We start from the raw sequence: 24,432 nt of genomic DNA, 5'->3' as shown, positions 1-24,432 counted from the left end.
ATGTCCGAAAACCCACTTCCGATACCGGGCGCTGAAAACCCGGAAAAACTGACCGGTTTGAAACAAGGCCCGATCAAAAAAGTGGCCGCAGGCATTCCCGCGGTGGTTTCCGCATTGGAAATGACCATTAGCGAAGCCGGTTTTGAACGAGGGATGAAAGCGCTTTTCAATCTCAATCAGAAAGGCGGCTTCGATTGCCCCAGTTGCGCCTGGCCCGACCCCGACGACGAGCGCTCCGGCATTGCCGAATATTGCGAGAATGGCGCCAGGGCCGTAGCAGAAGAAGCTACCGCTAAAAAACTGACCGCGGAGTTCTTCTCGCAGCATTCCGTGCAGGAGTTGGGTAAACTTTCGGACTACGAGATAGGCGGCAAAGGCCGCATTGCCGAGCCGATGTTCCTGCCCCCAGGCGGCACGCATTACCAGCCCATCACCTGGAATGCTGCATTTGAAAAAATAGGAACCGAACTGAACCGCCTCGCCTCGCCCGACGAAGCGGTATTTTACACCTCCGGCCGTACCAGCAATGAAGCCGCATTCCTGTACCAGCTTTTTGTACGGGAGTACGGCACCAATAACCTGCCCGATTGCAGCAATATGTGCCACGAGAGCAGTGGCACGGCATTAGGCGAGTCGCTGGGCATCGGTAAAGGCTCCGTGACCCTGAACGACTTTTACCAGGCCGAGGTGATCATGATCCTCGGGCAGAACCCGGGTACCAATCACCCGCGGATGCTCACCGCATTGCAAAAAGCCAAGGCCAACGGCGCGAAGATCATCTCCATTAATCCGTTGCCCGAAACCGGCCTGATGGGTTTCAACAATCCGCAAACTGTGGTGGGTGTGCTGGGTTACAAACCGGGGCTGACCGATATTTTCCTTCAAGTGAAGATCAATGGCGACATGGCCTTGCTCAAAGCCATTGAAGTACTTTTGCTGGAAGCGGAACAAAAGGCCCCAGGCAGCGTTTTTGACCAGCATTTTATCCACGAAAACACACAGGGCTACGCCGATTTCCTGCAAGACTTGAAACAGTATGACGCTGCAGAACTCGCCGCGCAGGCGGGCGTACCTTATACACAGGTGCAGGAGGTTGCGCGCGTGCTCGCAGGAAAAAGCAAGATCATCGCCTGCTGGGCAATGGGGCTGACGCAGCATAAGAATGCAGTGGCGACTATTAAGGAAGTCGTGAATTTATTGTTGCTGAAAGGCAGCATCGGTAAACCCGGCGCAGGGACATGCCCAGTGCGCGGGCATAGTAATGTACAGGGTGACCGTACGATGGGCATTTTCGAGCGCCCTGGCGCCAAGCTGCTGGATGCGATCGAGCACAACTTCCATTTCGCTCCGCCTCGGAAACACGGTTATGATGTGGTGGAATGCATTAAGGCCATGCATGCCGGCGAAGCGAAAGTGTTTTTTGCGATGGGCGGCAATTTCCTCTCTGCCACGCCCGACACGCGTTTCACCGCAGAAGCCTTGCAGAAATGCAAACTGACTGTCCACGTATCTACCAAACTGAACCGTAGCCACCTCGTTCACGGTCAGGAAGCATTGATACTACCTTGTCTCGGCCGGAGCGACAAGGATATGCGTAACGGAGAGAACCGCTTTGTATCGTGCGAAAATTCGATGGGCGTGATCCAATCGTCGCGGGGCGTGCTTCAACCTGTTTCGGAACATCTCCTGAGTGAGCCGGAAATCGTGTGCAGGCTTGCGAAAGCCACACTGGGCGAGCGCAGCAAAGTAAGCTGGGATAAATATATAGAAGACTACGACCTCATCCGCACCGACATTGAGCGTACCATTCCGGGTTTTGCGGATTATAACGAACGGGTACGGCAACCCGGCGGCTTCTATTTGCCCAACTGCAACCGCGCCGGTGACTTCGACACCCCTAGCCGCAAAGCGCATTTCCACATTGCGGCGCCAGAAAAACAGCATTTGAAAGAAGGCGAGCTCATGATGATGACCATTCGCAGCCACGACCAGTTCAATACCACCGTGTACGGCCTGAACGACCGCTACCGGGGCATTTATAACGAGCGGCGTGTGATCCTGATGAATGCAAAGGATATGCGGGACCGCAACCTGAAAAACGGCGATCTGGTGGATTTGCACAACGATCATGGCGGCGTAGCGCGCGTAGCTCATAAATTTGTGGTCGTGGAATACCCGATTCCCGAGCAGTGCACAGCCACATACTTCCCCGAAACGAACGTACTGGTACCCATCACGAGCGTCGCGGAAAAGAGCAATACGCCTACGTCTAAAATGGTGGTTCTAACGGTTACACCGCACCAGGGTTTTTAGGATAACTTAATATTGACCTAACAGACACCCGCCCAAGTTGCCGTAATTTCGCCGCTGTTTGACCGAATGGGGGTAAAATGCGCGAAAAGTGTCTTTTTAAAGAAGTTTAAATTGAATACAATGAAAAAAGGATTTTTAATGCTTGCAATCGGGCTGATGAGCCTGGTGTCGATGGATGGTATGTCTCAAAAGAAAAACAAGGTGATCGCACACCGCGGTGCCTGGAAAAATACCGGTGCTACTGAAAACTCGATCGGCGCATTGGAACACGCGATTAAGCTGGGCTGCTATGGCAGCGAGTTCGATGTGCATATGTCGGCTGACTCGGTTCTGTACGTGCTGCACGACCATTCCATTCAGGGAACCAATATCGAAACGACTAATTCAGCCGAGCTTTCGAAGATCAAACTGGCTAACGGCGAGTCGCTGCCGACTCTGGAGGCCTATCTGAAGGCGGGTGGCAAGCAGAAAAAGACGCGTTTGATCCTGGAAATCAAAACTTCCAAAATCAGCAAGGAACGCTCATTGGCATTAGCTGCGAAATGCGTGGAATTGGTAAAGAAAATGAAGGTGGAGAAAATCACCGACTACATTGCATTCGACTGGGATGTGTGCCTGAAGGTGAAGCAACTCGCCCCGAAAGCACACGTGGAATACCTGAACGGCGACAAAACGCCTGACGAAATCCAGGCTGCCGGCCTCGACGGGATCGACTACCATTTCAGCGTTTTGAAAAAACATGAGGATTACATTCCCGCCATGCGCCAGAAAAAACTTACTACCAACGTGTGGACAGTCAATAGCGAAGCAGATTTGAAGTACTTCCTCGAAAAAGATGCTGATTACATCACTACCAACGAGCCTGAGCTGTTGCTAAGCCTTTCGAAGTAATTTTTGAAATACATTTAAAAGCGAAACTCCCGATCGGTAACCGGTCGGGAGTTTCGCTTTTTGTATTTATATATAATGCTTGAAATCCTGAATGCCTCAACGAATGCGCGCCATTTGCAACTGCCCGTTGGTTTCCTGCCATGCGCGGATCACTTGTGTAAGCTGCTTGTATTCGATCAGGAAGCCGTCATGGCCATAAAGCGAATCGATCTCCTGAAATGCGGCGTCGGGAATATGCCGGGCCAGGAACTGCTGCTCCGAAAGCGGGAATAGTAAATCGGATTTGATACCCAGTACCAGCGTCTTCGCCTTCACGAGCCCGAGCGCATGTACAATCCCCCCGCGGTTGCGGCCCACATTATGCGAGTCCATGATCTTGGACAGCGCCCAGTACGAGAATGCATTAAAACGTTTCACAAACTTGTCGCCCTGGTACTGCTGGTATGACGACGCCCTGAAATCATCGATCTGATCCGGATTATCGCGGGCTTGCGTAAAGTTGTAGGTATCATAATTGCGGTAAGAGAGCAAGGCGATTGACCGGGCCGCACGCATACCCATAGCGCCGGCTTCCGGGCTATCTTCGGCATAGGTCGGATCCGCCTGGATCGCCATCCGCTGTGATTCGTTGAACGCGATACCCCACGGCGAATGCAATGCATTGGAAGCGATCAGGATCAGTTCTTCAAACAAATCCGGCTTTTCAACGGCCCATTCCAGTGCCTGCTGGCCGCCCAGCGAGCCCCCAATGCAGATCTTAATCTTGCTTATCGCCAGCTCCTGACGTAAAAGGTCAAGCGTTCCCACCACGTCCCGGACGGTAAGCGTGGGAAAACTATGGTAATAAGGCTGGTTTGTCCTCGGATTGATCGACAGCGGCCCCGTAGATCCGTAAGCTGACCCGATCACGTTCACACAAACAATGAAATGCTGGTCCGGATTGAAATATTTACCCTCTCCTACCAGTCCGTCCCACCAGTCGTGGGCATTGGAGCTGCCGGTGAGCGCGTGGCAAATCCAGACGATATTCGTGTCGTTGGCGTTTCGTTCTCCGTAAGTAGTGTATGCGAGTTCAAATCCTGGCAGTTCACCCCCCATTTCGAGGGCGTAGGGATAAGGGTACTTAAATGTCTTCTGGTCCGCTTGCATAAGAGCCACAGCACGTGGTTAAATTCAACACATGGTAAAATCGACAGCCGAAATAATTCATTTCGGATGTAGCTGCGAGACTAAAGCCAATCGGCTTACGGAAATTTCTAACTGTAAGAGCACACGAATTGATTTTATATCTCCTAATAAACTTAGGTGGGAATTAGCACCTTTCTCCGTCGCGGTAGTAGGTTGCCAGAGGTTCATAGAGCCCATTCTCTCGCCTCTTCTTTATAAATCAACCGCCGCATAAGGGAAGCAATTGATTGATGGTGCAATATTAAGCCCGGATGCCTGAAAATACAAGCAAATACAAAAATTCTGTCCTTCCGCGAGGCCCGCTCGTGCCGCTGCGGCTTATCTTTGCCGGTCAACCATTTTTAGTAGAATGAGAATCTTTTTTCACAGTCTGCTGCTCGTTTTCGGCGCTGCACAGGCATTCGGACAATCTGTTTCACCCTCACCGGAAAACATCCGCAAACACATTTCGTACCTGGCCTCCGACAAAATGAAGGGCCGGGGCACAGGAAGTAAAGAGAATGAGAAAGCCGCGAAGTATGTGGCGAAGCAATTCAAAAAATACCACCTTTTACCCAAAGGAACCGAAGGTTATTACCAGCCTTTTACAGCCAAAATCAGGCGTGTGGTGGTGCCCGACAGCATCCGCGAGGCAAGAAATGTGATTGGATTTCTCGACAACGGGGCCCCCTATACCATCGTCATAGGTGCTCATTTCGACCACCTCGGCCTGGGCCTCCAGGGAAGCTCCAAGGCCGAAAAGCCAGAAGGACAGATTCACAACGGAGCCGATGATAACGCATCGGGGGTGGCCGGACTGCTCGAACTGGCGCGGTATTTTTCGGGGAATGACAAAAAGGAACCTTATAACTTCCTTTTTATCGCATTCGGGGCAGAAGAACTGGGGCTTGTGGGCTCCCGTTTCTTTGTGAACAACCCGACATTGCCGTTGGCCGATATCAACTTCATGTCGAACATGGATATGATCGGTCGATACGACCCGAACCGGGGCGTCGGCATTGGCGGGTACGGCACCAGCGCCGAATGGCCTGCGATTTTCAAGGATGTGAAAAGCGATACAAAGTTTTTTACGGATAATGCGGGAAGCGGCGGCTCGGACCACGGTTCATTTTACGCCAAGCAAGTCCCGGTGTTGTTCTTCCATACCGGCGGCCACGACGATTACCACAAGCCGACCGATGATGCGGAAAAGATCGATGCCAATGCCGAAGCCGGTATTCTGGGTATTCAAATTAAACTCATTGAGAATGCGATGTTATTACCAAAACTTAAATTCACAGAAGTCAAGTAAGTTATTGTCCACCATTCGGGGGAGAACCCCTAAAATCAGTTTGTTTTGTACGGTTTTGTTGCTCCATCATTCACTTACGGCCAGGCACACATCTCTCCCGAAGAGTTGTACGGAACGCTATTCCGTGACGTGCAATGCAGCCACATTTTCTCCGATTCAAAAACTTTCGCCGATGCAATCCCGCTGGAAGACCCGGTACTGATCATAGAGCGGTACCACCAGGAAAAAGACCGCCCGGGCTTTGATATGGAAACATTCGTCCGGGGGTATTTCAGAATGCCGGCTCAAATTGCGTCGGGATTCGTTTCGGACAAGAATGACTCAGTTTCCGAACATGTTGGTAAGCTCTGGTCGATACTTACGCGCCAGCCCGAAAACCAGGAACGGGGCGGGTCGCTCATCCCCCTGCCCCACCCTTACGTGGTGCCGGGGGGACGTTTCAGGGAAATATATTATTGGGACAGCTACTTTACGATGCTGGGGCTCAAAGAATCGGGTCGCGTGGAGTTGATCCGGAATATGCTCAACAACTTCGCCTATCTGATCGACACGCTGGGTTTCATCCCCACCGCCAATCGGACCTATTATCTGAGCCGCTCCCAGCCCCCATTTTTTTCATTAATGGTGAAACTGTTTAGTGAAATGGAAGGCAAAAAGGTCTTGAAAAAGTACCTGCCACAGTTGCAAAAGGAGTACGACTACTGGATGGATGGCTGCCTGGAGCCTTGCGAGCCTTTCACAGCCCACCGGCGCCTCGTTTATCTCCCCGACGGCGTGCTACTGAACCGCTATTGGGACGACAAGGCCACTCCGCGCCCGGAATCGTACAGCGAAGACACAGAGCTGGCCCGGGAAGCGAACGAGAAGTACGGCACGCCCCCCGAAGAGCTCTACCGCCATATCCGGGCCGCCGCGGAATCGGGATGGGATTTCAGCAGCCGGTGGTTTGCCAACGAAACCGATTTTGCATCGATCCACACGACGGACATACTGCCCCTCGACCTGAACTGCCTGCTTTACCACCTCGAAAAAACCATCGCGGAAGCGTATTTGCTTTGTGACAACCGACGAATGCACTTGCTCTACGAGGAAAAGGCACGGCAGCGGAGCATCGCTATTCAGACCTATTTCTGGGATGAATCCAGGAATTACTACATGGATTATGATTTCCGGAAAAGGGATTTCTCTAAAGCTATCACCATTGCGGGCGCATTCCCCCTGTTTTTTAAGCTCGCGCCTAAGCCGCACTCCCATTATGTGCGTGCATACATAAGGCTCAATTTCCTCAAATCGGGCGGATTGCTGACCACTATGGTGCGAACAGGGCAGCAATGGGACGCCCCCAATGGCTGGGCCCCGCTGCAATGGATCGTCTACAAGGGATTGCGCAATTACAATTTTCACCGGACCGCCAACGAGCTCAGCGACGAATGGCTGGGACTGATCGAGAAGGAGTTCAGGCATTCGGGTAAGATGCTCGAAAAGTACAATGTATCGGACACCAACCTGATCGCCGGAGGAGGTGAATATGAGATTCAAGAAGGGTTTGGCTGGACCAACGCCGTCTATCTCCGAATGAAAAACCGTAAGCGATAGTCGTATTTTCGACGAAATACGCTTTGATTTCTTATCCGTTTCCAATAAATTATATTAAAAATTGGTAAGAAAATCTTCCCGTAGCGGATATTTTTAATACCTTGCTGTTATCAAGCCCATTTGACTTCATGAAACTTCCTATATACCAAATCGATGCTTTTACTGACAAGTTGTTTGGTGGAAACCCTGCCGCAGTAGTTCCTCTGGAGCAATGGCTGCCGGAAGAAACGATGCTCGCCATCGCCGCCGAAAACAACCTCGCCGAAACCGCGTTCTATGTCCCGACTGAAAATGGCTTCCATATCCGCTGGTTTACACCGACGGTGGAAGTGGATCTCTGCGGACACGCAACACTCGCCGCAGCATACGTCATTTTCAATGTCCAGAAATACGAAGGGCAATCCATCAGCTTTGATTCGCGAAGCGGCGTACTGACCGTCGATTGCAAGGAAGATTGGCTTACATTGAATTTCCCTGTGGACCAATACCACATTGCCGTACCGCCTCCGGGACTCGTTGAAAGCCTGAAAAACACGACGCTACTGGAAGTTTACAAAGGCAAAACTGACTACCTGGTTGTGCTCGAATCGGAAGCCGTGGTAAGAGATCTTGATTTTGACATTATCATCCTGTCGACCATCCCGGCACGCGGCGTCATCGTAACTGCCGCTGGCGACGAGGTGGATTTTGTCTCCCGTTTCTTCGCTCCCCAGTCGGGCATTGACGAAGATCCGGTAACAGGCTCCGCGCATACCACTTTGATTCCCTACTGGGCCGACAAGCTTTCCAAAACACAACTGAATGCGCGCCAGCTATCGCGCCGGGGCGGCTTTCTGAAATGTGAATTGCAGGGCGACCGCGTTTACATCGGCGGCCAGGCGAAGTTGTATCTCAAAGGTGAAATTCTGGTAGACTAGGCGTCCCCGACTAGGCGTCCCCGACTAGGCGCCCCCGACTGGGCGTCTCCACTAGCTCCTTTTATTTCCCGCAAATTTCGTGCGTTGCCCGGCATACAAGCCAGTAACCACCAGCACCGTACCAACAACGGTGTATAGCGTCACTGGCTCGCCCATAAGCCACCAGGCGAAGAAAAACCCGAAAAGCGGGCAAAGGAATAACCAGAGCGAGGCTTTCACAGTATCGATCCGGAGCAGGTAAAACCAGCATATCAATCCCACGATTGAAACTGCAAGGCTAAGCCACAGTACCGAGCCCCAAAAGACGGGGTCCCACCGGGTAGCACCAAAATCGGCCATACCCAATGTGAATGGTGATAGGAAAACTCCACCGAGAAAAACCTGCCAGCCATTAATGAGTAAATTAGGCAACTCCCATTTTACAGTGGCGTAGTAAACGCTCGCAGCCGATACAGCCACCATGCTGATAAGCAGCAATGTGATGCCTCCGATGGTGGTGTAACTATCGGCCAGCAACGGGTAAGTTGCTACCGCCACGCCTCCCATTCCCAAAATTATCCCCGCCCACTCTTCCGCTTTCGGCTTTCTCTTCAACCACCACGACGATAACAGCACGATAATCAGCGGATTCGTAGACACGGCCAGACTGCCGATACCCGCTGCGGTATACTTCATCGCATACACGTACAGGCCCAGGTAAAGCGTTGTATTCAGGAACCCAAACAGTGCAAGTTGCTGCCATTCTTTTTTCGTGGGCAGCCGGTAGGCTTTATCTTTGATGAACACGTAGGAAAATGATAGCAGCAAGATACCAGCTATAAAGAACCGAACGTTTGCCAGTATCAAAGGAGCCGCCGATTGCACACCAAACTTCGTTGCCACGGAGGCCGACGACCAGAGAATGGAAAAGAGAAGACCGATACCGATGTTTTTCACACGCAGGAATAATAACGATCCAAAATTACAAGTTGTACTTCGGCTTCCGCCCCCACTTTTTATATTTTTGGGTATGATTAACAAAAAAAATGCGCTGCGGGCGGTGCTGATGGTCCTGCTTTGTGCCCCGGCGCTGCATGTTCACGCCCAGAACCAGTGGACTTACGACTTCAACAACGGCTTCCTGCCCATTGAAAATGGTGGCCCGGCATTAAAACCGCTGGGGCGTCCCGGGCAAATCATCAAAGAACAGATTCCCGGCTCCGATGACCTTTCAAGGTCTATTTATGTTTTTGAGAAAAACAGTGGCCTCCAATTCAACAGCGGGGAAGCGAAGGGATTTCTGAATAAATCATTCACGGTAGAGATCTATTTCAAACTCGATTCGCTCGATATCTGGAAACGCGTACTCGATTTCAAGAACCGCAAGAGCGACTATGGCACCTATATTTATCATGGCAAACTCAATTTTTTCAATTTTGCCATGAGTGAAAAGGCCGCGGTACGCGCGAAGCAGTGGGTACATTATGTGTACTCGCGCGACTATGAGACGAAAGTTATCCGAATGTATATCAATGGCATTCTTAAACTGGATTTCAAGGATCCGGGTACCGAAGGAGTGCTCGACGCCGACCAGGTACTGAATATCTTCCAGGACGACCTCATCGCCGGCAACGAATCCAGCTCAGGAACCGTGGCGCTGATCCGCATTTACGACCGGGTGATGACACCGGTATTTGTGCGCAGGAGTTACCAGTCGATCGCCAAAACATTTAAAGAGCCGGTCGCGAAAAAAGAGGAACCTAAAGAAGAACCCAAACCGACGCAAGAAAAGCCCGAACCCATCCGAAACAAGAATCTCGCAATGGTGACAGGGCGCGTTTACGACGGCGGCAATCTGAAACCCGTCAACGACGCGGAGGTACACGTGCGCAAATCGGCCAACGATTCCCTGGTGGCGCATACCAGAACCGTCGACGGCGTTTACAACGTAGAATTACCCCCGCACCAGACATACCGCATTACCGCACAGGCCGACGGTTTTCAGTCTAAAAGTGTGATCATCCGCACCAACAACCGATTCGAGGAAGTGAAGGCGCTGATGAATATGACCCCAGAGACGCATTCCACGCCACTTTCGACACTCTATTTCAGCCAGGGAACCGAGGTCCTGGAAGACAGCGCCCTCGCCGATCTCGACTCTATCGTAAATTATTTCCAAAAGCGGCAGGATTTGCGGCTGGTACTGAAAGGGCATACCGACAACACGGGAAGTTTCGAAAAGAACCTCGAACTCTCCAACAAGCGCGTGGAAACCGTGAAAGCCTATCTGATCGGCAAGGGTATTATCGCCAGCAGGATCGAGGGTTCGGGCTATGGGTCGGCGCAACCGAACCAGGTCAACCGGACCGAGGCAACGAAAAAATCAAACAGAAGGGTGGAAGTTTGGGCAGAGCCGGTAAAAAGATAAAGCCATCTCATGGAGATGGCTTTATACTGACTATTCCTAAACCCTTAACCTTTTCTTATCTTTTATATCTTTTAGCTTCTCAGCTGTTTGTCCATTTCTTGTTAACGTCGGGTTTCCCGATCGCTTCATTGTTTTTGTAAAGCAAGAAATACTATCAATAATACTCCAATTTTTCTTCTTTACAAAATTCAGAGAACTTAACCAATATACGCTATTAATTATTCTCCAGATCTGACGAAATCTTGCTGTTTCGCCCTTTTTATTCCTCTTCGGCACACCTTATTTCGCCGGATTGCAACCCTGAAATTCCATTGTTATGCAAAGATAACAGCATTTCAATTGGCTTCCTTGATTTATTCTATTTCACTTCCGCCTTATTGCACTACAAATGTCGGGATTAATTTTGAAATTACAAATTGAATAAAAACCGCCAATCAAAATATTCTTTGGAATTTTATCGCAATCTCGACACCTCAAAACCTATTTTATATTAACAATCAGCAATTAACTTTTATTAAATTTTGAAAAAACAACCAAAAACCAAATAAATACAATTCTTGAAATATTTATATTTTCTTTAAAAAGTACAATCATTGGTTATAATTGTTCATTGTCGATTGTATCCCCAAAGTGCAAAACGATGTAACCATATCGCCTGCTCTGTCCAAAATGACCGGTAGCTCCGCCATTTCCTCATTGGAAAAAGGTTTTAACACGTAATCTACTTGCCTACCACGCGGAAAATTATTTCCGATCCCGAAACGCAGTCTGGGGTATTCTGTGGTGCCCAATAATTCCTCAATATTCTTCAAACCGTTGTGCCCACCGTGACTGCCTTTAGGCTTGATCCGCAAAGTACCGAAGGGCAATTGCAGCTCATCCACAATGGTTAACGTATTTTCCGCAGCCACTTTGTACTGGTCCATATAATACCGGATCGACTTTCCACTTAAATTCATATAAGTAGTAGGCTTTATAAAATAAATATGCCTGCCCTTGTATTTCCATTCTGCCACGAAAGCCAGTTTTTCAAAAGAAAACTTAAAACCGTGCTGTGCGGCGAGGCGGTCGAGCACCATAAAACCGGCATTATGCCGGGTAAAAGCATACTCCGGACCAATATTCCCCAGCCCGGCAATCAGATATTTCATTGAATAAAAGTTTTAATTTCGTCTTAGAGCACTTTAATTTAGGCTAAAATTCAGGGAAATTTCATGATACCCCAAAAACGATTAGTACTTAGCAGCCCCCTTCTGGAAATAATGATCAGCCGGCTTTGTCAGCAACTGATTGAAAATCACCAGGATTTTTCGAACACGGTTGTCATGGGTTTGCAGCCCAGGGGAATACACTTTGCCGAACGCATTGTGAAGGAGCTCCGCGAAATCACCGGACAGAATATCCTCCTCGGACATTTGGATGCTACGTTCTATCGTGACGACTTCCGCCGCCGCGAATCTCCACTCGTGCCGAATAAAACCAATGTACCGTTCCTGATCGAAGGTAAAAAAGTGATCCTGATCGACGACGTCCTCGCCAGCGGGCGTATGGTACGCGCAGCGCTCGATGCTATGACTGCATTCGGCCGCCCCAAAGTGGTGGAATTGCTGGTACTGATCGACCGCCGCTATAACCGCGAACTACCCATCGATCCCGATTACGTGGGAATGCAGGTAAGCACGGTGGAAACACAGCGGGTGCAGGTGGAATGGACAGAGCAGGGCTTTGACGCCGACCACATCTGGCTCGTCGACTAGCCCTGTGCTAAATAATGTGTTAAGGCTGATGACCGGGTCGGGAAGTTTCTTCTTTGGCCTCCATCTTACCAATATCGTCGGTCTTGTAAGTCAGCTTGTTAACGTAAAACACTTCGCGCCCCTGCACAATCGAAGAAGTACCAATCCGCTGCATGCCGTAAGCGAGGAAATATTGACCGTACCATGGTGAAAGATAGCCGTCTTCATTGTTCAGTACCTTTTCTTTCTCCGATTTGGGATTGATTTTAAATTTCTCCGTTTCTACCACCACTTTATTACGACTGATCACTTCGGTGTGGATTTCTCCTTCCTGCGGATAAGCCAGTACAAAATAGTCGTCGACGGGTGTTACCTGCACCATTTCCTGCAAATCGAAGCTTGTGAGGTCTTTAATCGTAATGGTGTTGTCCCACATGAGCTTGCCGCTGCGGTCGAACCCGCACACGATCGCGTGCGTGTACCGGTAGCCTTCGAGTGCACGCGCTACGTATGGGCGCGAAATCCCGCCGGAAATGATTGGACTCGTGGAGCGCTGATTGGGATAATACACTTCCGCTACCAGCACAATTTCCTTCTCCGTCTGAATCAGCTGATGTACCAGCAGCCGATAACGAAACCGGTTTTCCTTACCCAGGCTCTTCCGCTTGCCGATCTTTTCCAACACCCGGGCGCGCCGCTTGGGCTTCATATAATTGAAGAAATTCTGCAATTCCGAAAACTCGATAAACTGTGGCTCTTCCGGCGTATCGTCGGAAACATGCGTCACGTAAAGGCCTTGCGAATATTGGGTACAACCTACAGAATAGTTGCCGATCAGATAGGAATCATCCGCATTGAGCGGCACAATCTGCCCTGAAATGAAGCTGTAACGCGGGTCACTCAAACTAGTCCTTTTCAATAGCTTGCCATCGTAATTGTAAGTTTTTATTTCAAAAACACAATTTTTCTTGCGATAGGCATAAGTGATCACATTAATGTATCCGTCGATCTCGTTGATGTCGACATTATTCAGTTCGGTATTCTTTTCAAAAAGGCCGGGTAGTACGCGGGTCGTGTGATCGAAAAACGAATGCACGATCACGATCGGCCGTGACCGGTAATAGCCCGACACCAATGCCTTGCTGCCGATCACCTTGAAATGCTGGACATCGACGCCCGAAAGCAGATTACCTTTATAGGTATCAATGGAACCGTCCTGGAAATTCAGTTGCAGGAACAGGAATTTGTCGGTATCAGGCTCAGCAAACAGCCAGTATCCGCTTTCTTCAGCTTTGTAAGCCATCACCGGAATGTACCGGAAATCGAGTTTATAGGAAGTCCGCCAGAGCGCTTTCAGGGTTGTGTCGTATTTTACAAACTCCCATTGCTCGTTGCGGTTTGAAAATTCATTCCCCCGTATTACAGACAAAATCCCCTTCTCACCCAGACTAAAAACCTCGAATTGCTCGGAAGAAGATGAACTGGTCGGGATTTCGAGGCGATCGGATTGCTGCAACTGTGCCAGCACCCCGCAAAGCGGCGCGAAGATCAATAGCAGCATTAATTTCAACCCGGAATAGTTTATAGAACGGTTATGCATAACTTCTTCCTTCAGGGGTGTGACACAGATCAATAATTAGCCTAATTTTGCATCCTGCAAGGCTCACATTGCTATTAATATTAGAAATAATTTCATTTAAATAAAAACTTGCGGGAATGTAATCCCCGATTTTTCATGACAATTGAAGCAATACTCAAGGAGGATATTCAAAAAGCCGTCCAAAAACATTTTCAGCTGGACAACCAGGAAATCATCCTGCAACCTACCAAGAAAGAATTTGAAGGATTTTACACATTTGTCACTTTTCCTTTGACCAAAGCGGCTCGCAAGGCACCAGCCGAGATCGGGCAGATCATTGGCGATGAGCTAATTATGTCGTCATCGCTTGTTGCAGGCTTTAATGTCGTGCAAGGTTTCCTCAACATCAGCCTGAAAGACAGCACCTGGCTGGATTTGTTCGGCAAGATTGCTTCCGACGAGACATTCGGTTCGCTGCCTTCTAACGGGAAATCGGTGATGGTCGAATTTTCCTCCCCTAACACCAATAAACCGCTTCACCTGGGGCATTTGCGCAACAACTTCCTGGGCGATTCACTTTCGAAAATCCTGAAAGCGAGCGGCTATGACGTGGTAAAAACGTGCCTGGTCAACGATCGCGGCATCCATATCTGCAAATCCATGCTGGCCTATCGGGAACTGGGCAATGGCGAAACGCCCGAATCGAGCGGTATCAAGGGCGACCACCTGGCAGGCAAATATTACGTTCTGTTTGATATTGAGTACAAAAAGCAGATCAAAGCACTGGTAGAACAAGGCCTGAGCGAGGAAGAAGCTGCTAAAAAGGCCCCGTGGATCATGGAAGCGCAGCAATTGCTCCTGCTTTGGGAAAATAACGATCCTGAAACGGTAGCGCTCTGGCAAAAAATGAACAACTGGGTTTATGAAGGATTTGCAGAAACTTACCAAAAAATCGGTGTAAGCTTCGACAAAACCTATTATGAATCAAATACATACCTACTAGGAAAGGATATCATCGAAGAGGGTCTTCAAAAAGGTATATTCTTCAAAAAGCCGGATAATTCGGTCTGGATCGACCTGACCGAAGAAGGACTTGATGAAAAGTTGGTACTTCGCGGTGACGGAACATCCGTGTACATCACTCAGGACCTGGGCACAACCGAATTGAAAAACAGCGATTTCGGCAACGACCGCTATCTATGGGTAGTGGGGAATGAGCAGGATTACCATTTTAAAGTACTGTTCGCGATCCTGAAACGCCTTGGCCGCACCTACGCCGACGGCTGTTATCACATCAGCTATGGTATGGTGGATTTGCCTTCGGGTAAAATGAAGTCGCGCGAAGGTACTGTCGTCGATGCGGACGATCTTGTAGGCCAGATGGTGCAGACGGCATCCGACCGCACGCAGGAGCTGGGCAAAATCGATGATTTTAACAGCGAGGAAGCCAAACAGCTTTATAACCGGCTGGCATTGGGCGCATTGAAATACTTCCTGCTGAAAGTAGATCCTAAAAAGCGAATGCTCTTCAATCCCGAGGAATCCATTGACTTCCAGGGACATACAGGGCCATTCATTCAATACACCTACGCACGTATCCGTTCGATCATGCGCAAGGCCGAGCAGGCAGGCATTCCGGCAGAAATACCGGGCGACAGCTATGCCATGCACCAGGCCGAACGCGAGTTGGTGTTTGCACTGTCGCAATACCCTGTGAAGGTTCTGGCGGCTGCCAACGAGTTCGCACCGTCGCTCATTTCGCAGTACGCATTTGACCTTGCAAAGGTTTATAACCAGTTCTATGCGGAGGTTTCCATCTTCTCCGATCCGGATCCGGAAGCAGTGAAATTGCGCGTCGCATTATCCGGCGCCGTTGCGGAAACGATTCGCAAGGCTTTGGGGTTATTGGGCATAGATGTCCCCGAACGGATGTAAGCAACTTTTTTGAAAATCGGGCCGTATAGTGTTTTGGAGAGTTAACCCGATGATCCCTGCATGCAAATCACTTTCTAACTATATGTAATAACCATAACCAAAACCTATTATGAGCTTAATAAAGACACTTTTCATTATGATTACTTCATTGATTACCGGACTTTTCGTTGACAAATCCGAAATAGCGACCCGTCCGGAGAATGCTCCTGTTGCCAAACAAACGCTTTATGACTTCAAGGTAAAATCGCTGGTAGGCGGCAAAACCGTTGATTTGAGCAAATACAAAGGTAAAAAGGTCGTGATCCTGAATGTGGCTTCCAAGTGCGGTTATACCAAGCAATATGCCGACTGGGAGAAATTCTACAAAGATCATGGCGACAAAGTGGTGGTACTCGGATTTCCCGCTAACAACTTCGGCGGCCAGGAGCCAGGCACCAGCGAAGAAATCGCGACTTTCTGTTCTGCAACCTATGGCGTAACGTTTCCGATGTTCGAGAAGGTATCTGTACTGGGCGACGACCAGGCGCCGATCTACAAATGGCTAAGCAACAAAGACCTGAACGGCTGGAATGACAAAGTTCCTACCTGGAACTTCTGCAAATACGTAATCAATGAAAAAGGCGAACTGACGCACTTCTTCGCTTCGAAAGTATTGCCTACTGACGAAGAGTTTACGAAGGCGGTAGGAATTTAAGTATATTCACTGTCGGAGGCAGCCTTTGGTTATTCCGAAGGCTCTTCCGACAGTTTTTTAATACATCAACTATACGCAACTATGAAAAACATCAGTACTATTGAAGAAGCACGTCGTTACCTCTCCAATGCCAAACAAATTCTTCGCGAAAAGGCAATCAAAGAAGATGAGTTGTACAAAGACAAAAAGTATGTAAAAATGGCCGGACATACCGCCTACATAGGTGTTCTGGAAGCATTGGATGTTGTTTTTAGAGATAAGAAAAAAGGAAGGAAGAGTATCGACTGGTATAGGGAAGAATTATCCGCGGTAGACAAAAAGATGCTCGCATTATTCATAGAAGCCTACAATACGCTTCATCTTGCAATGAGCTATGATGGAAATCGTATTGTGTCGGTTTCCAACGGAGGCCTCGATGTCGCTGAAAAAATCTTAAACTGGGCTGAGCAAAAAACAGCAGCCTGAAATACCCGAATTAACAATACCCAACAATGAATCCCTGGATTGAAGCCGCACGTCCCCGCACATTACCTCTCGCATTGTCTTGTATTTTAATGGGCTGCTTTCTGGCTGCGGCTTCGGGGCAGTTCAGCTGGCCGGTGGCTGGTTTAAGCGTACTGACGACCATTCTCCTGCAAGTACTTTCCAACTTTGCCAATGACTATGGCGATGCGGTCAACGGCAAGGATACCGATCTGCGCGAAGGACCACGCCGGGCTGTGCATTCAGGACATATCACTGCTGCGAAAATGCTGCGGGCCATTGTTCTTTTCTCGGTACTGGCATTGATTTCAGGCATTACCTTGCTTACGATCGCATTGAAAGATGCGCCAGCTAATACATTCTGGGTGTTTCTCGGCATTGGTATTGCCTGCATTATCGCGGCCATTACCTACACTGCGGGTAAGCGGCCATACGGCTACGTAGGCCTGGGCGACCTTTCCGTACTGATCTTTTTCGGATGGGTGGGTGTGCTTGGCAGCAACTTTTTACACACCCACGTTTGGAACTGGGGTTTGCTCCTGCCAGCAACCAGTTGCGGCCTCTTTGCAGTAGGCGTATTGAATATCAACAACATCCGCGACATTGACTCCGACCGTGCAACCGGAAAGAACTCCATTCCCGTGCGAATCGGGCGCGAGAAAGCCATTGTCTATCACTGGTGCATTCTGCTCGTCGGTATGCTCTGCGTAACGGTTTATACGGCTCAGCACTTTTCCAGCTATACGAGCCTGATCTTTTTCCTCAGCTTCCCACTGTTTGTCAAAAACGGACTTGCTATTTCGCGGCTGACCAAAGCCAGCGAGCTTGATCCCTATCTGAAACAAATGGCGCTTTCTACCTTGCTTTTCGTGATCCTTTTTGGGATTGGTATTGTCCTTTAATGCCTATTGCACAAAGGGTTTGATTGCATTACCCAGCAAGCTGTAACCTTTTTCATTAGGATGCAGGCCGTCGGAAAATAGCGACTCATCGATCTTGCCATCGTCTTTCAGGAACACTTTTCCCGGGTTCACGAACAGCACATCGGCTTCACCTGTGATTTGCACCAGTTTATTATTTAATCCGGCCACACGTTGCTCCTGCTCGCGGCGCGGGTAAATTCCCATCATGACGATCTGTGCCAGCGGTTGCCGGTATTTAATCGCGTCGATAAGCTGTTTCCAACCCGCCACAATTTCCTCGTCGCTGTTCAAACCTAGATTATTCGTACCGATGTTGACAAAAATCTGTTTCGGCTTGAAACCGTCCAGTTCTCCGTGATAAATGCGCCACAGCACATTCTCGACGCGATCCCAGCCATAGCCGATATTCACGGAATTTTTCCCGAATGTGTTACTCCACGACGATTCACCAACGGCTCTCGGTCCTTTGGGCAAGCCGCCCCAGAAATGCGTGATGGAGTTGCCGATCACAACGACTGTCGGCGAGGTTTTCCGGTTGAGTTCGAGAATTTCCGAATGTCGTTTTTCCCAATCATAATTGTGCAACTCGCGCATCTGGGTTACCGGGCGGGTGGTTGAGAACTCGCCTGACGGCTCGTGAAAAATACTTCTTAAATGCTTTTCGTAGCCATCGGCATATTGCAGCATGCCCAGGTCCGTCTGGTGCGTGCCGTCCACCGTCGATTCGTAGGTTTGCCCGAAATCTTCTTTCGGGATCAGGTAAATGTTCTGAAAACCCTGCGTTTTTAATGTAGCGAACGCGTCTTTCAACACGCCGTTGATCTCTGCATAATAATGTTTACTTTGCGGGTTAATGTCCTCTTCGGCATATCCCGCATGTTCCGCAAGCGCTATCGGCACGTCGGGGCGCTTTTGGCGCAATGCCATTACGGTGTTGATTACCCGCTTCTTCACTTCTTCGGCCGTCAGTCCGAGCTTGGAATCGGGGCGAATGGTAAGGTTAGGGAGACAGTCGAGCACATAAATTTTCGCATCGATCTCGCCGATCAGATCCACCACTTCCTTTTCCAATCTCCCATTTCCCGAAAAACCCAGGTTGATGAGCGGCCGGTCCATTTTCCGGCTTAAGATCGATGTCCAGGCCATACCCGGCCGCGACGCACACGCCCCCTGTGCGATTGACGTACCATAAATAACGATCGGTTTATCAGGCCGCACGGCCAACGGAGTAAATTCCGTTCCCTGCGGCGTACCTATTTCCAACCATTTCACGCTGTTATAAAGCGGCAGGAACAGTCGGTATTCGCGTCCGTGCTTGTGGTAATTATCGTTCGGAGACAGGTTTTTAAAATCGTAGGTAATGGTGTCTCCAAACGCGTATTTACCTGCGCACCAGCGCCATTCGCCATCATTGCTTAGGGCATATAAGTCCACGCCGCTCACGCCTGTTGCAGGCATATGCGGGAGCGCGTGCTTGCCGCCCACTGCGTAACGAATTTTTATATCGGAAGCATTGGCACGGAAACGGATCATCAGCCCCGCGGATTGATTGGACAAGTTCCAAACCACATCACGTACCTGCTTTTCGGCCCGCGCCGGCAGGCGGTCATAGGGACTTTTCAATTCCTTCGTAGGCCAGGCCTGCCCTTCTACAACAGGAAAAGCAGCCGTTTGAGGATTCCACCAGACATACTGGCTACTTTGCGCTAAAACCTGAATGCTCAGCAACAGGCCTACGCACACATTTGAAATTGATCTGAAAAGCATAAAAAAGTAAAACGGACACCAATGTATCGCTACAAAAGTGCCCGTAAGGCTATTTCTCCCGTTTGGGAAAAGATTATTTCACAATCACGCCATCGGCAATAAATGTCAGTTCATCCTTCGGCTCAGTGATCTTCGCAATTTCCTCCTTGCTCTTGCCAGCATCCTGCGCATAATGCTTCAAATGCTCCACCGGAACCAGCGTCTTCCTGGCTTCTCCTTCGAAAACGACGGTTTTGCCTGCAATGTCTTTCGGTACGAAAAACGCGTAGTCCTTGAAAACTACCCGCATAGTTTCGCCATTATCCAGGTTGACCTTCATCCAGCATCCCTTCGCCTGGCAAACGGATTCCACTGTACCCATCACCTTGGCCTGTATTTCGTTTTTATCACCCATTTGCGCCGGAAGTGCCGTCGCCGCAATCGCCTCCTTATCATCAATTTGCTTGCCAAAGTTGCTTTGAGCTTTGGCGAAAGAGACGGTTAGTATGACCAGGAGTATTAACAGGAGTCTTTTCATGATTATAGTATTTAGAAGTGTGTTTCAATAGATCAACATAAAGTTAACACCTCCCGCAATACAATCAAAACCATCCTATTCCAACACTTCAACCCATCCCTTACAGTGGTTCCCTCGCGGGGTATCGACAACGTAGAGGTACGTACCGTTGGCAATGCCCTTCCCCCAATTGTTTTTATAATCCGCTGACTTAAAGATGGATTTCCCCCATCGATTGAAGATTTCCAACGAGGATGAAGCGACGGGGACGATGAAAAAATCGTTCTTCCCGTCGCCGTTCGGGGTGATGACATTACTTAGTGTGAAGGCAGGCTCCGCGCTGATCTTTTTGGAGGCCGTAAGCGAGCAGCCTGCCGCATTGTAGGCCGTGAGCGTGACCGTATATTCGCCCGGAACTTCATAAACGTAGTTTTTCACTTCCGGGTCGGCCACCGGATTACCCGTACCCATATTCCATTCGTAGCGCTGCGCTTTGCCTATTTTGTTGCTTAATGAGTAGGAAAATGGCTCATTACATGCCCCGCCCGATTGCACTATCTCAAAATCCGGCGTATAGGACTGGTCGATTTTCACCGTAATTTCACGAAGCGGGCGACAGCCGTCTTCATACAAACCTTCGATTACGTAAATTGTGGTCTGTGTCGGCTTCACAGTCACCAATTTCCCGATGGTTTCGTCCAGACCCGTTGTCGCATGCCATTTGTATTGCGGCGCACTACCTGAAACGGTCAGCGTTACGGTGGCACCCTGGCATACTTCGGTGTCAGGCATATCTACGAAATCGGTCTTTTTCTCGACATCCAGTTTTACCTTTTCCGTTACTTTGCAGCCCAGATTGTTGCTGATTTCAACCGTGTATTCCGTCGTTTCTCTCACTGTAGCAACCGGCGTGGCACTATTCGCATTGTCCAGCCCCGTTGCCGGCGACCACTTATATTGGGTACCGCCGCTGGCGCTCAGTTTCACGATGCTGTTCTCGCAAACCGTGGTATCGCCCGTTACTTTTGTAGTTAATGTTTCAACAATAACCTTCTTCTCAGCCACGTCCATTCGCTTGCAACTCAACCGGTTGTAGGCCGTAAGTGTGACCGTGTATTCGCCCGGCTTGGTAAATGTATATTCCGATTGTCCTTCGTCCCTCGAAATCGTACTCCCGTTGACCTCCCATATGTAATCCACCCCGCCTTCACTGGTGTTCACGAATGTCAGTTCCAGGGGCGCGCAGCCGCGAAGTACGTCTTTGGTTTGGCCCTTATAGACGTCGAAATCCGCCTTCAACCGGTCGATATCAATCTTGAAAGCCGCGTTGTTGCAGTTATCGCTATTATTGGTTTCCGACCAGGCCTGGGGCGTTGTCGGGAAATGGCTGCCTCCGCAGGCGCAGGTCGCGTGATAAATCATTCCATTTTTATCAAACCGGCTCGTTCCTCCATCCACGTGATCACCCTGCAGGCGGGTATCACGCGCGAGGCTCCCGAAAAATGTCGCGTAGAGCAGAGACTTTGCTCCTTGTTCCAGAATGGCGATGTAAAAGTTGTTTCCATTGGTAGTAGGCTGAATGGCATCTTCGGTGACAGGCAAGCCGGTGGTACTGCTGGCTACGTTATTATTGGTACCGCTATTGACATTTCCTCCCCAGCCTGCCAGATAAATATTCCCGCATTCGCTTACCAGAAAGGCCGTTGGCGAAATATCCGGCGTGCCGCGGCCGGAACCGATAATGGTCGAAAACAATGTCTGAGTTAAGGAGGCATTCAATGCGTGCACGAACTGGCCGCTTTTTGCATTATGATACACCCCCTGACTCACCGGATAATTGCCTGTCGTGAGTCCGTAGACATATACCCGATTGCTCGCGTCGAGATCCAGCAAGTAAGCACCGTCCTCCTTGTCGGTCCCGAGGTAAGTCAGTGCCGATAGCTGGTCATTTGCAAAACGTGCCACGAAACCATCCTCCGCTCCTTTCAATGCCGATTGATAAACTCCCGCTTTGGTCTGCAAATTGCCGCTTTGGGATATTCCTGCAGCATATACTTCGCCATTGGCGGCGACTTTCAACGAATACGCTGCATCCCATTTATCGCCGCCCAGATAGGTTGACCACAGCAGTTGGTCCAGCCCCACTGAAAGTTTCAAAACCACACCGTCCTGGCCGCCCGCCAACTTGTTTTGCGCAGGATTTTTCAAGGGGAAATTCGTCGAATTAGTGGATGAAACCACATACACCTGGTCGTTTTTATCCACTCCTATTTCACCCCGGAAACTGTCTCCGTAGTTCCGGATCGTCACGTTATTGGTTACACTCACCCCATCATTACCACTCCCGCCAACGAATGTAGAACCCGTCAGATGATTACCTGCAGTATTAAGTTTCGCTACAAAAAGGTCGCTGCCATTGGTCATCCCGATTCCTGAAATCGGCTCTATGCCGGTTCCACCGCCAAAAGCGCGCTGAAATGCATTGTCTGTGGTTGGAAAATTTTTGGAAGACGTCGTCCCGAGAATCAGCAGCTCTTTCCGGCTGTTCACGATCAGGCTCGTGGGAACATCGCCATTGTTACCTCCGAGAAAAGTCGCATACAACAAGTCAGAACCATCGGGATTGAATTTCATGATCGAAACATCAACTAACCCACCAAATTTGACTTGAAAAGCCCCGGTTGACGCCGGAAAATTGGCCCCGAACACGGTACCACCGGAATAGAGGTTCCCCTCATCATCATACGTCGCGGTATGGCCCCAATTATCGGCCACGGAACCCGAGTAAGTTGAAAAAATCAGTTCCGGGTCGATTGTGAGCGGCAATGATTTGTCGTAACCGGAAGGCAATTCAAAATGCGCGATATTCTCGCCCGAAATGCGGAATGCCGAAGGGACTTCAATCGTGCGTGCATTGCTGCCCGACTGAAACGAATACGGCTGTGCTTCCCTGATATCCCCCACCGAAGTCTTGATTACGATCTGCCCCGATTCATTTAAAGATACTTTCTCGGCACCTTTATACTGGAAACTGATCCGCGAAGCATCCGCGCCGGGTTTAACCATGAATTCATATTTGAGCTTCGCCTGGTTGAGATAAATGCGGAGATCGATATCGGGGTAAATGTCCTCGTAAATTACCTCCTCAAAACCGTTCACGCCACTCGCCCAGGTGCTGGCGTCATTTCCCAGAAAGTAGTTGAAACGTCCTTTACCTACCTTCAATGGTTGATGTCGCAAAGTTGGAGACGCATTGAGAAACGTTACTTCCACGCCATGCGCGCGCAGGCCTGACGTACTCATGTCCTCTCGTGCGCCCGAGGCCTCTGTATGCCCCTTCGCATGCATGGCGGAGACTTTCGTGCCATCGTAAAGCACATAAAGCAGCGAATGCGACTTCAAAAACAGAAAACCGCCAGGGATAGCGGCGCGGAAGCGGACATCGCTGTCCCATTGCCCCTTGTTTTCGATGAAATAGGCCGACGCAGCCCGGGAATGGTCGGCTGTGCGGACAATAATCAGAAACGATATGAAGAGTAGCCGTAAAGTTTTCTGCATAGTCCGCGCGGCAAAGTTTTTCTATTTGAACGCAGAAACCGAGATGATATTTTTACAAAATTCGTATTCCTGCTGCACATTTGAACCCAGTAAAACCAACTGATTCTGTGTATTATCCATTACGTGATCGAGGTACCAATTGATGCCTTGCACATCCAGATTTGTTGTTGGCTCATCAAGAAAAACCACTGGCACATCCGATAAAAACGCCAGCCCCAATTTCACCCGTTGCTTCATCCCCGACGAAAAATGCCGGATAATTTTCCCGCTGGCATGCGGAAGCTGAATAAAATCCTCAAAATCCTTCGCCGAAACGCCATTTTTGAATGGTTTGAACTTGCTATGAAACTCGATTTGCTCGCGCAACGTGAACTCCTCTATGAGTTCCAGGTACGGAGCGGCAATCACAATATGCTTATACCAATGGTCCGTTTCTATTTCCTTCCCGTTCCGGTCGGCGTAAGTGATTTTACCTTCGGAAACAGGTATCATACCCGTCAGCAGTTGCAGTAACGTCGATTTACCGCTGCCATTCGGCCCTACAAATACATACTTCTCTCCTGCTGCGAGTTCGAAGCTGGCATTTCTGACAATCCACTCTTTGATGAACTTCTTCCCTATTTTATCGACTGTAATCCGCACTGCTCTCTGTTAATGT

General features: G+C 49.5%; 19 protein-coding genes and 1 riboswitch. Of the genes, 11 read left to right on the top strand and 8 right to left on the bottom strand.

What is annotated here, in order from left to right; translation table 11 throughout:
• Window positions 1–2,313, top strand: coding sequence for an FdhF/YdeP family oxidoreductase (locus tag ACQ4MZ_RS03265; RefSeq protein WP_430842903.1), 2,313 nt, complete (start codon window positions 1–3; stop codon window positions 2,311–2,313).
• A gap of 120 nt (window positions 2,314–2,433) precedes the next feature.
• The gene (locus ACQ4MZ_RS03260; RefSeq protein ID WP_430842901.1) at window positions 2,434–3,204 is read left to right on the top strand and encodes a glycerophosphodiester phosphodiesterase; all 771 of its coding nucleotides are present in this window, start codon (window positions 2,434–2,436) and stop codon (window positions 3,202–3,204) included.
• Between the two features lie 96 nt (window positions 3,205–3,300).
• Here ACQ4MZ_RS03260 and ACQ4MZ_RS03255 read toward each other — a convergent pair whose 3' ends face one another.
• The gene (locus tag ACQ4MZ_RS03255) at window positions 3,301–4,353 is read right to left on the bottom strand and encodes a homoserine O-acetyltransferase family protein (protein WP_430843799.1); all 1,053 of its coding nucleotides are present in this window, start codon (window positions 4,351–4,353) and stop codon (window positions 3,301–3,303) included.
• Between the two features lie 131 nt (window positions 4,354–4,484).
• Window positions 4,485–4,593, bottom strand: a riboswitch (SAM riboswitch).
• Between the two features lie 148 nt (window positions 4,594–4,741).
• On the opposite strand from ACQ4MZ_RS03255, the gene ACQ4MZ_RS03250 reads away from it, so the two are divergent.
• From ACQ4MZ_RS03250 to ACQ4MZ_RS03240, 3 genes are all read left to right on the top strand, one after another.
• Window positions 4,742–5,683 carry a M20/M25/M40 family metallo-hydrolase gene (locus ACQ4MZ_RS03250; RefSeq protein WP_430842899.1) on the top strand — a complete coding sequence of 314 codons (942 nt, stop codon included), beginning with the start codon at window positions 4,742–4,744 and terminating at the stop codon, window positions 5,681–5,683.
• A gap of 45 nt (window positions 5,684–5,728) precedes the next feature.
• Entirely contained in the window at window positions 5,729–7,279 is a 1,551-nt protein-coding gene (gene treA / locus ACQ4MZ_RS03245; protein WP_430842897.1) for an alpha,alpha-trehalase TreA, read from the top strand.
• Window positions 7,280–7,407: 128 nt separating this feature from the next.
• Complete coding sequence (locus tag ACQ4MZ_RS03240) at window positions 7,408–8,196, top strand: PhzF family phenazine biosynthesis protein (protein WP_430842895.1); 789 nt, start codon at window positions 7,408–7,410, stop codon at window positions 8,194–8,196.
• Window positions 8,197–8,247: 51 nt separating this feature from the next.
• Here the strand turns inward: ACQ4MZ_RS03240 and ACQ4MZ_RS03235 are convergent, their stop codons facing one another.
• The gene (locus tag ACQ4MZ_RS03235; RefSeq protein ID WP_430842893.1) at window positions 8,248–9,132 is read right to left on the bottom strand and encodes a DMT family transporter; all 885 of its coding nucleotides are present in this window, start codon (window positions 9,130–9,132) and stop codon (window positions 8,248–8,250) included.
• Window positions 9,133–9,205: 73 nt separating this feature from the next.
• Between ACQ4MZ_RS03235 and ACQ4MZ_RS03230 the strand changes: the two genes are divergently transcribed.
• Window positions 9,206–10,603 (top strand): OmpA family protein, encoded by a 1,398-nt coding sequence (locus ACQ4MZ_RS03230; protein ID WP_430842891.1) that lies wholly within the window; start codon window positions 9,206–9,208, stop codon window positions 10,601–10,603.
• A 590-nt stretch (window positions 10,604–11,193) separates the two neighbouring features.
• Here ACQ4MZ_RS03230 and pth read toward each other — a convergent pair.
• Window positions 11,194–11,754 (bottom strand): aminoacyl-tRNA hydrolase, encoded by a 561-nt coding sequence (gene pth, locus ACQ4MZ_RS03225; protein WP_430842889.1) that lies wholly within the window; start codon window positions 11,752–11,754, stop codon window positions 11,194–11,196.
• 63 nt (window positions 11,755–11,817) lie between these two features.
• Here pth and pyrR point away from each other — a divergent pair, with 63 nt between their 5' ends.
• Complete coding sequence (gene pyrR / locus ACQ4MZ_RS03220; RefSeq protein ID WP_229211073.1) at window positions 11,818–12,360, top strand: bifunctional pyr operon transcriptional regulator/uracil phosphoribosyltransferase PyrR; 543 nt, start codon at window positions 11,818–11,820, stop codon at window positions 12,358–12,360.
• 19 nt (window positions 12,361–12,379) lie between these two features.
• Here the strand turns inward: pyrR and ACQ4MZ_RS03215 are convergent, their stop codons facing one another.
• Entirely contained in the window at window positions 12,380–13,900 is a 1,521-nt protein-coding gene (locus ACQ4MZ_RS03215; protein WP_430843798.1) for a hypothetical protein, read from the bottom strand.
• Between the two features lie 174 nt (window positions 13,901–14,074).
• Between ACQ4MZ_RS03215 and argS the strand changes: the two genes are divergently transcribed.
• The 4 genes from argS (at window position 14,075) to ACQ4MZ_RS03195 (ending at window position 17,932) form a co-directional block, all read left to right on the top strand.
• Complete coding sequence (gene argS / locus ACQ4MZ_RS03210) at window positions 14,075–15,853, top strand: arginine--tRNA ligase (RefSeq protein WP_430842887.1); 1,779 nt, start codon at window positions 14,075–14,077, stop codon at window positions 15,851–15,853.
• Window positions 15,854–15,962: 109 nt separating this feature from the next.
• On the top strand, window positions 15,963–16,547 hold the full coding sequence (locus tag ACQ4MZ_RS03205; RefSeq protein WP_430842885.1) for a glutathione peroxidase: 585 nt from the start codon (window positions 15,963–15,965) through the stop codon (window positions 16,545–16,547).
• A gap of 81 nt (window positions 16,548–16,628) precedes the next feature.
• Window positions 16,629–17,012, top strand: coding sequence for a DUF5618 family protein (locus tag ACQ4MZ_RS03200; protein WP_430842883.1), 384 nt, complete (start codon window positions 16,629–16,631; stop codon window positions 17,010–17,012).
• Window positions 17,013–17,038: 26 nt separating this feature from the next.
• Window positions 17,039–17,932, top strand: a complete 894-nt coding sequence (locus ACQ4MZ_RS03195) for a 1,4-dihydroxy-2-naphthoate polyprenyltransferase (protein ID WP_430842881.1) — start codon at window positions 17,039–17,041, stop codon at window positions 17,930–17,932.
• A 3-nt stretch (window positions 17,933–17,935) separates the two neighbouring features.
• Here ACQ4MZ_RS03195 and ACQ4MZ_RS03190 read toward each other — a convergent pair whose 3' ends face one another.
• The 4 genes from ACQ4MZ_RS03190 to ACQ4MZ_RS03175 form a co-directional block, all read right to left on the bottom strand.
• On the bottom strand, window positions 17,936–19,720 hold the full coding sequence (locus ACQ4MZ_RS03190; RefSeq protein ID WP_430842879.1) for an SGNH/GDSL hydrolase family protein: 1,785 nt from the start codon (window positions 19,718–19,720) through the stop codon (window positions 17,936–17,938).
• 73 nt (window positions 19,721–19,793) lie between these two features.
• Entirely contained in the window at window positions 19,794–20,237 is a 444-nt protein-coding gene (locus ACQ4MZ_RS03185) for a DUF4920 domain-containing protein (protein WP_430842877.1), read from the bottom strand.
• Between the two features lie 75 nt (window positions 20,238–20,312).
• Window positions 20,313–23,774 carry a gliding motility-associated C-terminal domain-containing protein gene (locus ACQ4MZ_RS03180; RefSeq protein WP_430842875.1) on the bottom strand — a complete coding sequence of 1,154 codons (3,462 nt, stop codon included), beginning with the start codon at window positions 23,772–23,774 and terminating at the stop codon, window positions 20,313–20,315.
• Between the two features lie 21 nt (window positions 23,775–23,795).
• On the bottom strand, window positions 23,796–24,416 hold the full coding sequence (locus ACQ4MZ_RS03175; RefSeq protein ID WP_430842873.1) for an ABC transporter ATP-binding protein: 621 nt from the start codon (window positions 24,414–24,416) through the stop codon (window positions 23,796–23,798).
• Window positions 24,417–24,432: the final 16 nt, after the last annotated feature.

The organism is Dyadobacter sp. BHUBP1, from assembly GCF_050587785.1.
Taxonomy (GTDB): Bacteria; Bacteroidota; Bacteroidia; order Cytophagales; family Spirosomataceae; genus Dyadobacter.
Note: the sequence above shows the minus strand (reverse complement) of the source record. Positions and strands in the feature narration are given on the sequence as shown.

Coding starts and splice junctions, on each gene's coding strand:
- ACQ4MZ_RS03265 (WP_430842903.1), top strand. CDS start 1: ATGTCCGAAAACCCACTTCCGATACCGGGCGCTGAAAACCCGGAAAAA.
- ACQ4MZ_RS03260 (WP_430842901.1), top strand. CDS start 2,434: ATGAAAAAAGGATTTTTAATGCTTGCAATCGGGCTGATGAGCCTGGTG.
- ACQ4MZ_RS03255 (WP_430843799.1), bottom strand. CDS start 4,353: ATGCAAGCGGACCAGAAGACATTTAAGTACCCTTATCCCTACGCCCTC.
- ACQ4MZ_RS03250 (WP_430842899.1), top strand. CDS start 4,742: ATGAGAATCTTTTTTCACAGTCTGCTGCTCGTTTTCGGCGCTGCACAG.
- ACQ4MZ_RS03240 (WP_430842895.1), top strand. CDS start 7,408: ATGAAACTTCCTATATACCAAATCGATGCTTTTACTGACAAGTTGTTT.
- ACQ4MZ_RS03230 (WP_430842891.1), top strand. CDS start 9,206: ATGATTAACAAAAAAAATGCGCTGCGGGCGGTGCTGATGGTCCTGCTT.
- pth (WP_430842889.1), bottom strand. CDS start 11,754: ATGAAATATCTGATTGCCGGGCTGGGGAATATTGGTCCGGAGTATGCT.
- pyrR (WP_229211073.1), top strand. CDS start 11,818: ATGATACCCCAAAAACGATTAGTACTTAGCAGCCCCCTTCTGGAAATA.
- ACQ4MZ_RS03215 (WP_430843798.1), bottom strand. CDS start 13,900: ATGCTGCTATTGATCTTCGCGCCGCTTTGCGGGGTGCTGGCACAGTTG.
- argS (WP_430842887.1), top strand. CDS start 14,075: ATGACAATTGAAGCAATACTCAAGGAGGATATTCAAAAAGCCGTCCAA.
- ACQ4MZ_RS03205 (WP_430842885.1), top strand. CDS start 15,963: ATGAGCTTAATAAAGACACTTTTCATTATGATTACTTCATTGATTACC.
- ACQ4MZ_RS03200 (WP_430842883.1), top strand. CDS start 16,629: ATGAAAAACATCAGTACTATTGAAGAAGCACGTCGTTACCTCTCCAAT.
- ACQ4MZ_RS03195 (WP_430842881.1), top strand. CDS start 17,039: ATGAATCCCTGGATTGAAGCCGCACGTCCCCGCACATTACCTCTCGCA.
- ACQ4MZ_RS03190 (WP_430842879.1), bottom strand. CDS start 19,720: ATGCTTTTCAGATCAATTTCAAATGTGTGCGTAGGCCTGTTGCTGAGC.
- ACQ4MZ_RS03185 (WP_430842877.1), bottom strand. CDS start 20,237: ATGAAAAGACTCCTGTTAATACTCCTGGTCATACTAACCGTCTCTTTC.
- ACQ4MZ_RS03180 (WP_430842875.1), bottom strand. CDS start 23,774: ATGCAGAAAACTTTACGGCTACTCTTCATATCGTTTCTGATTATTGTC.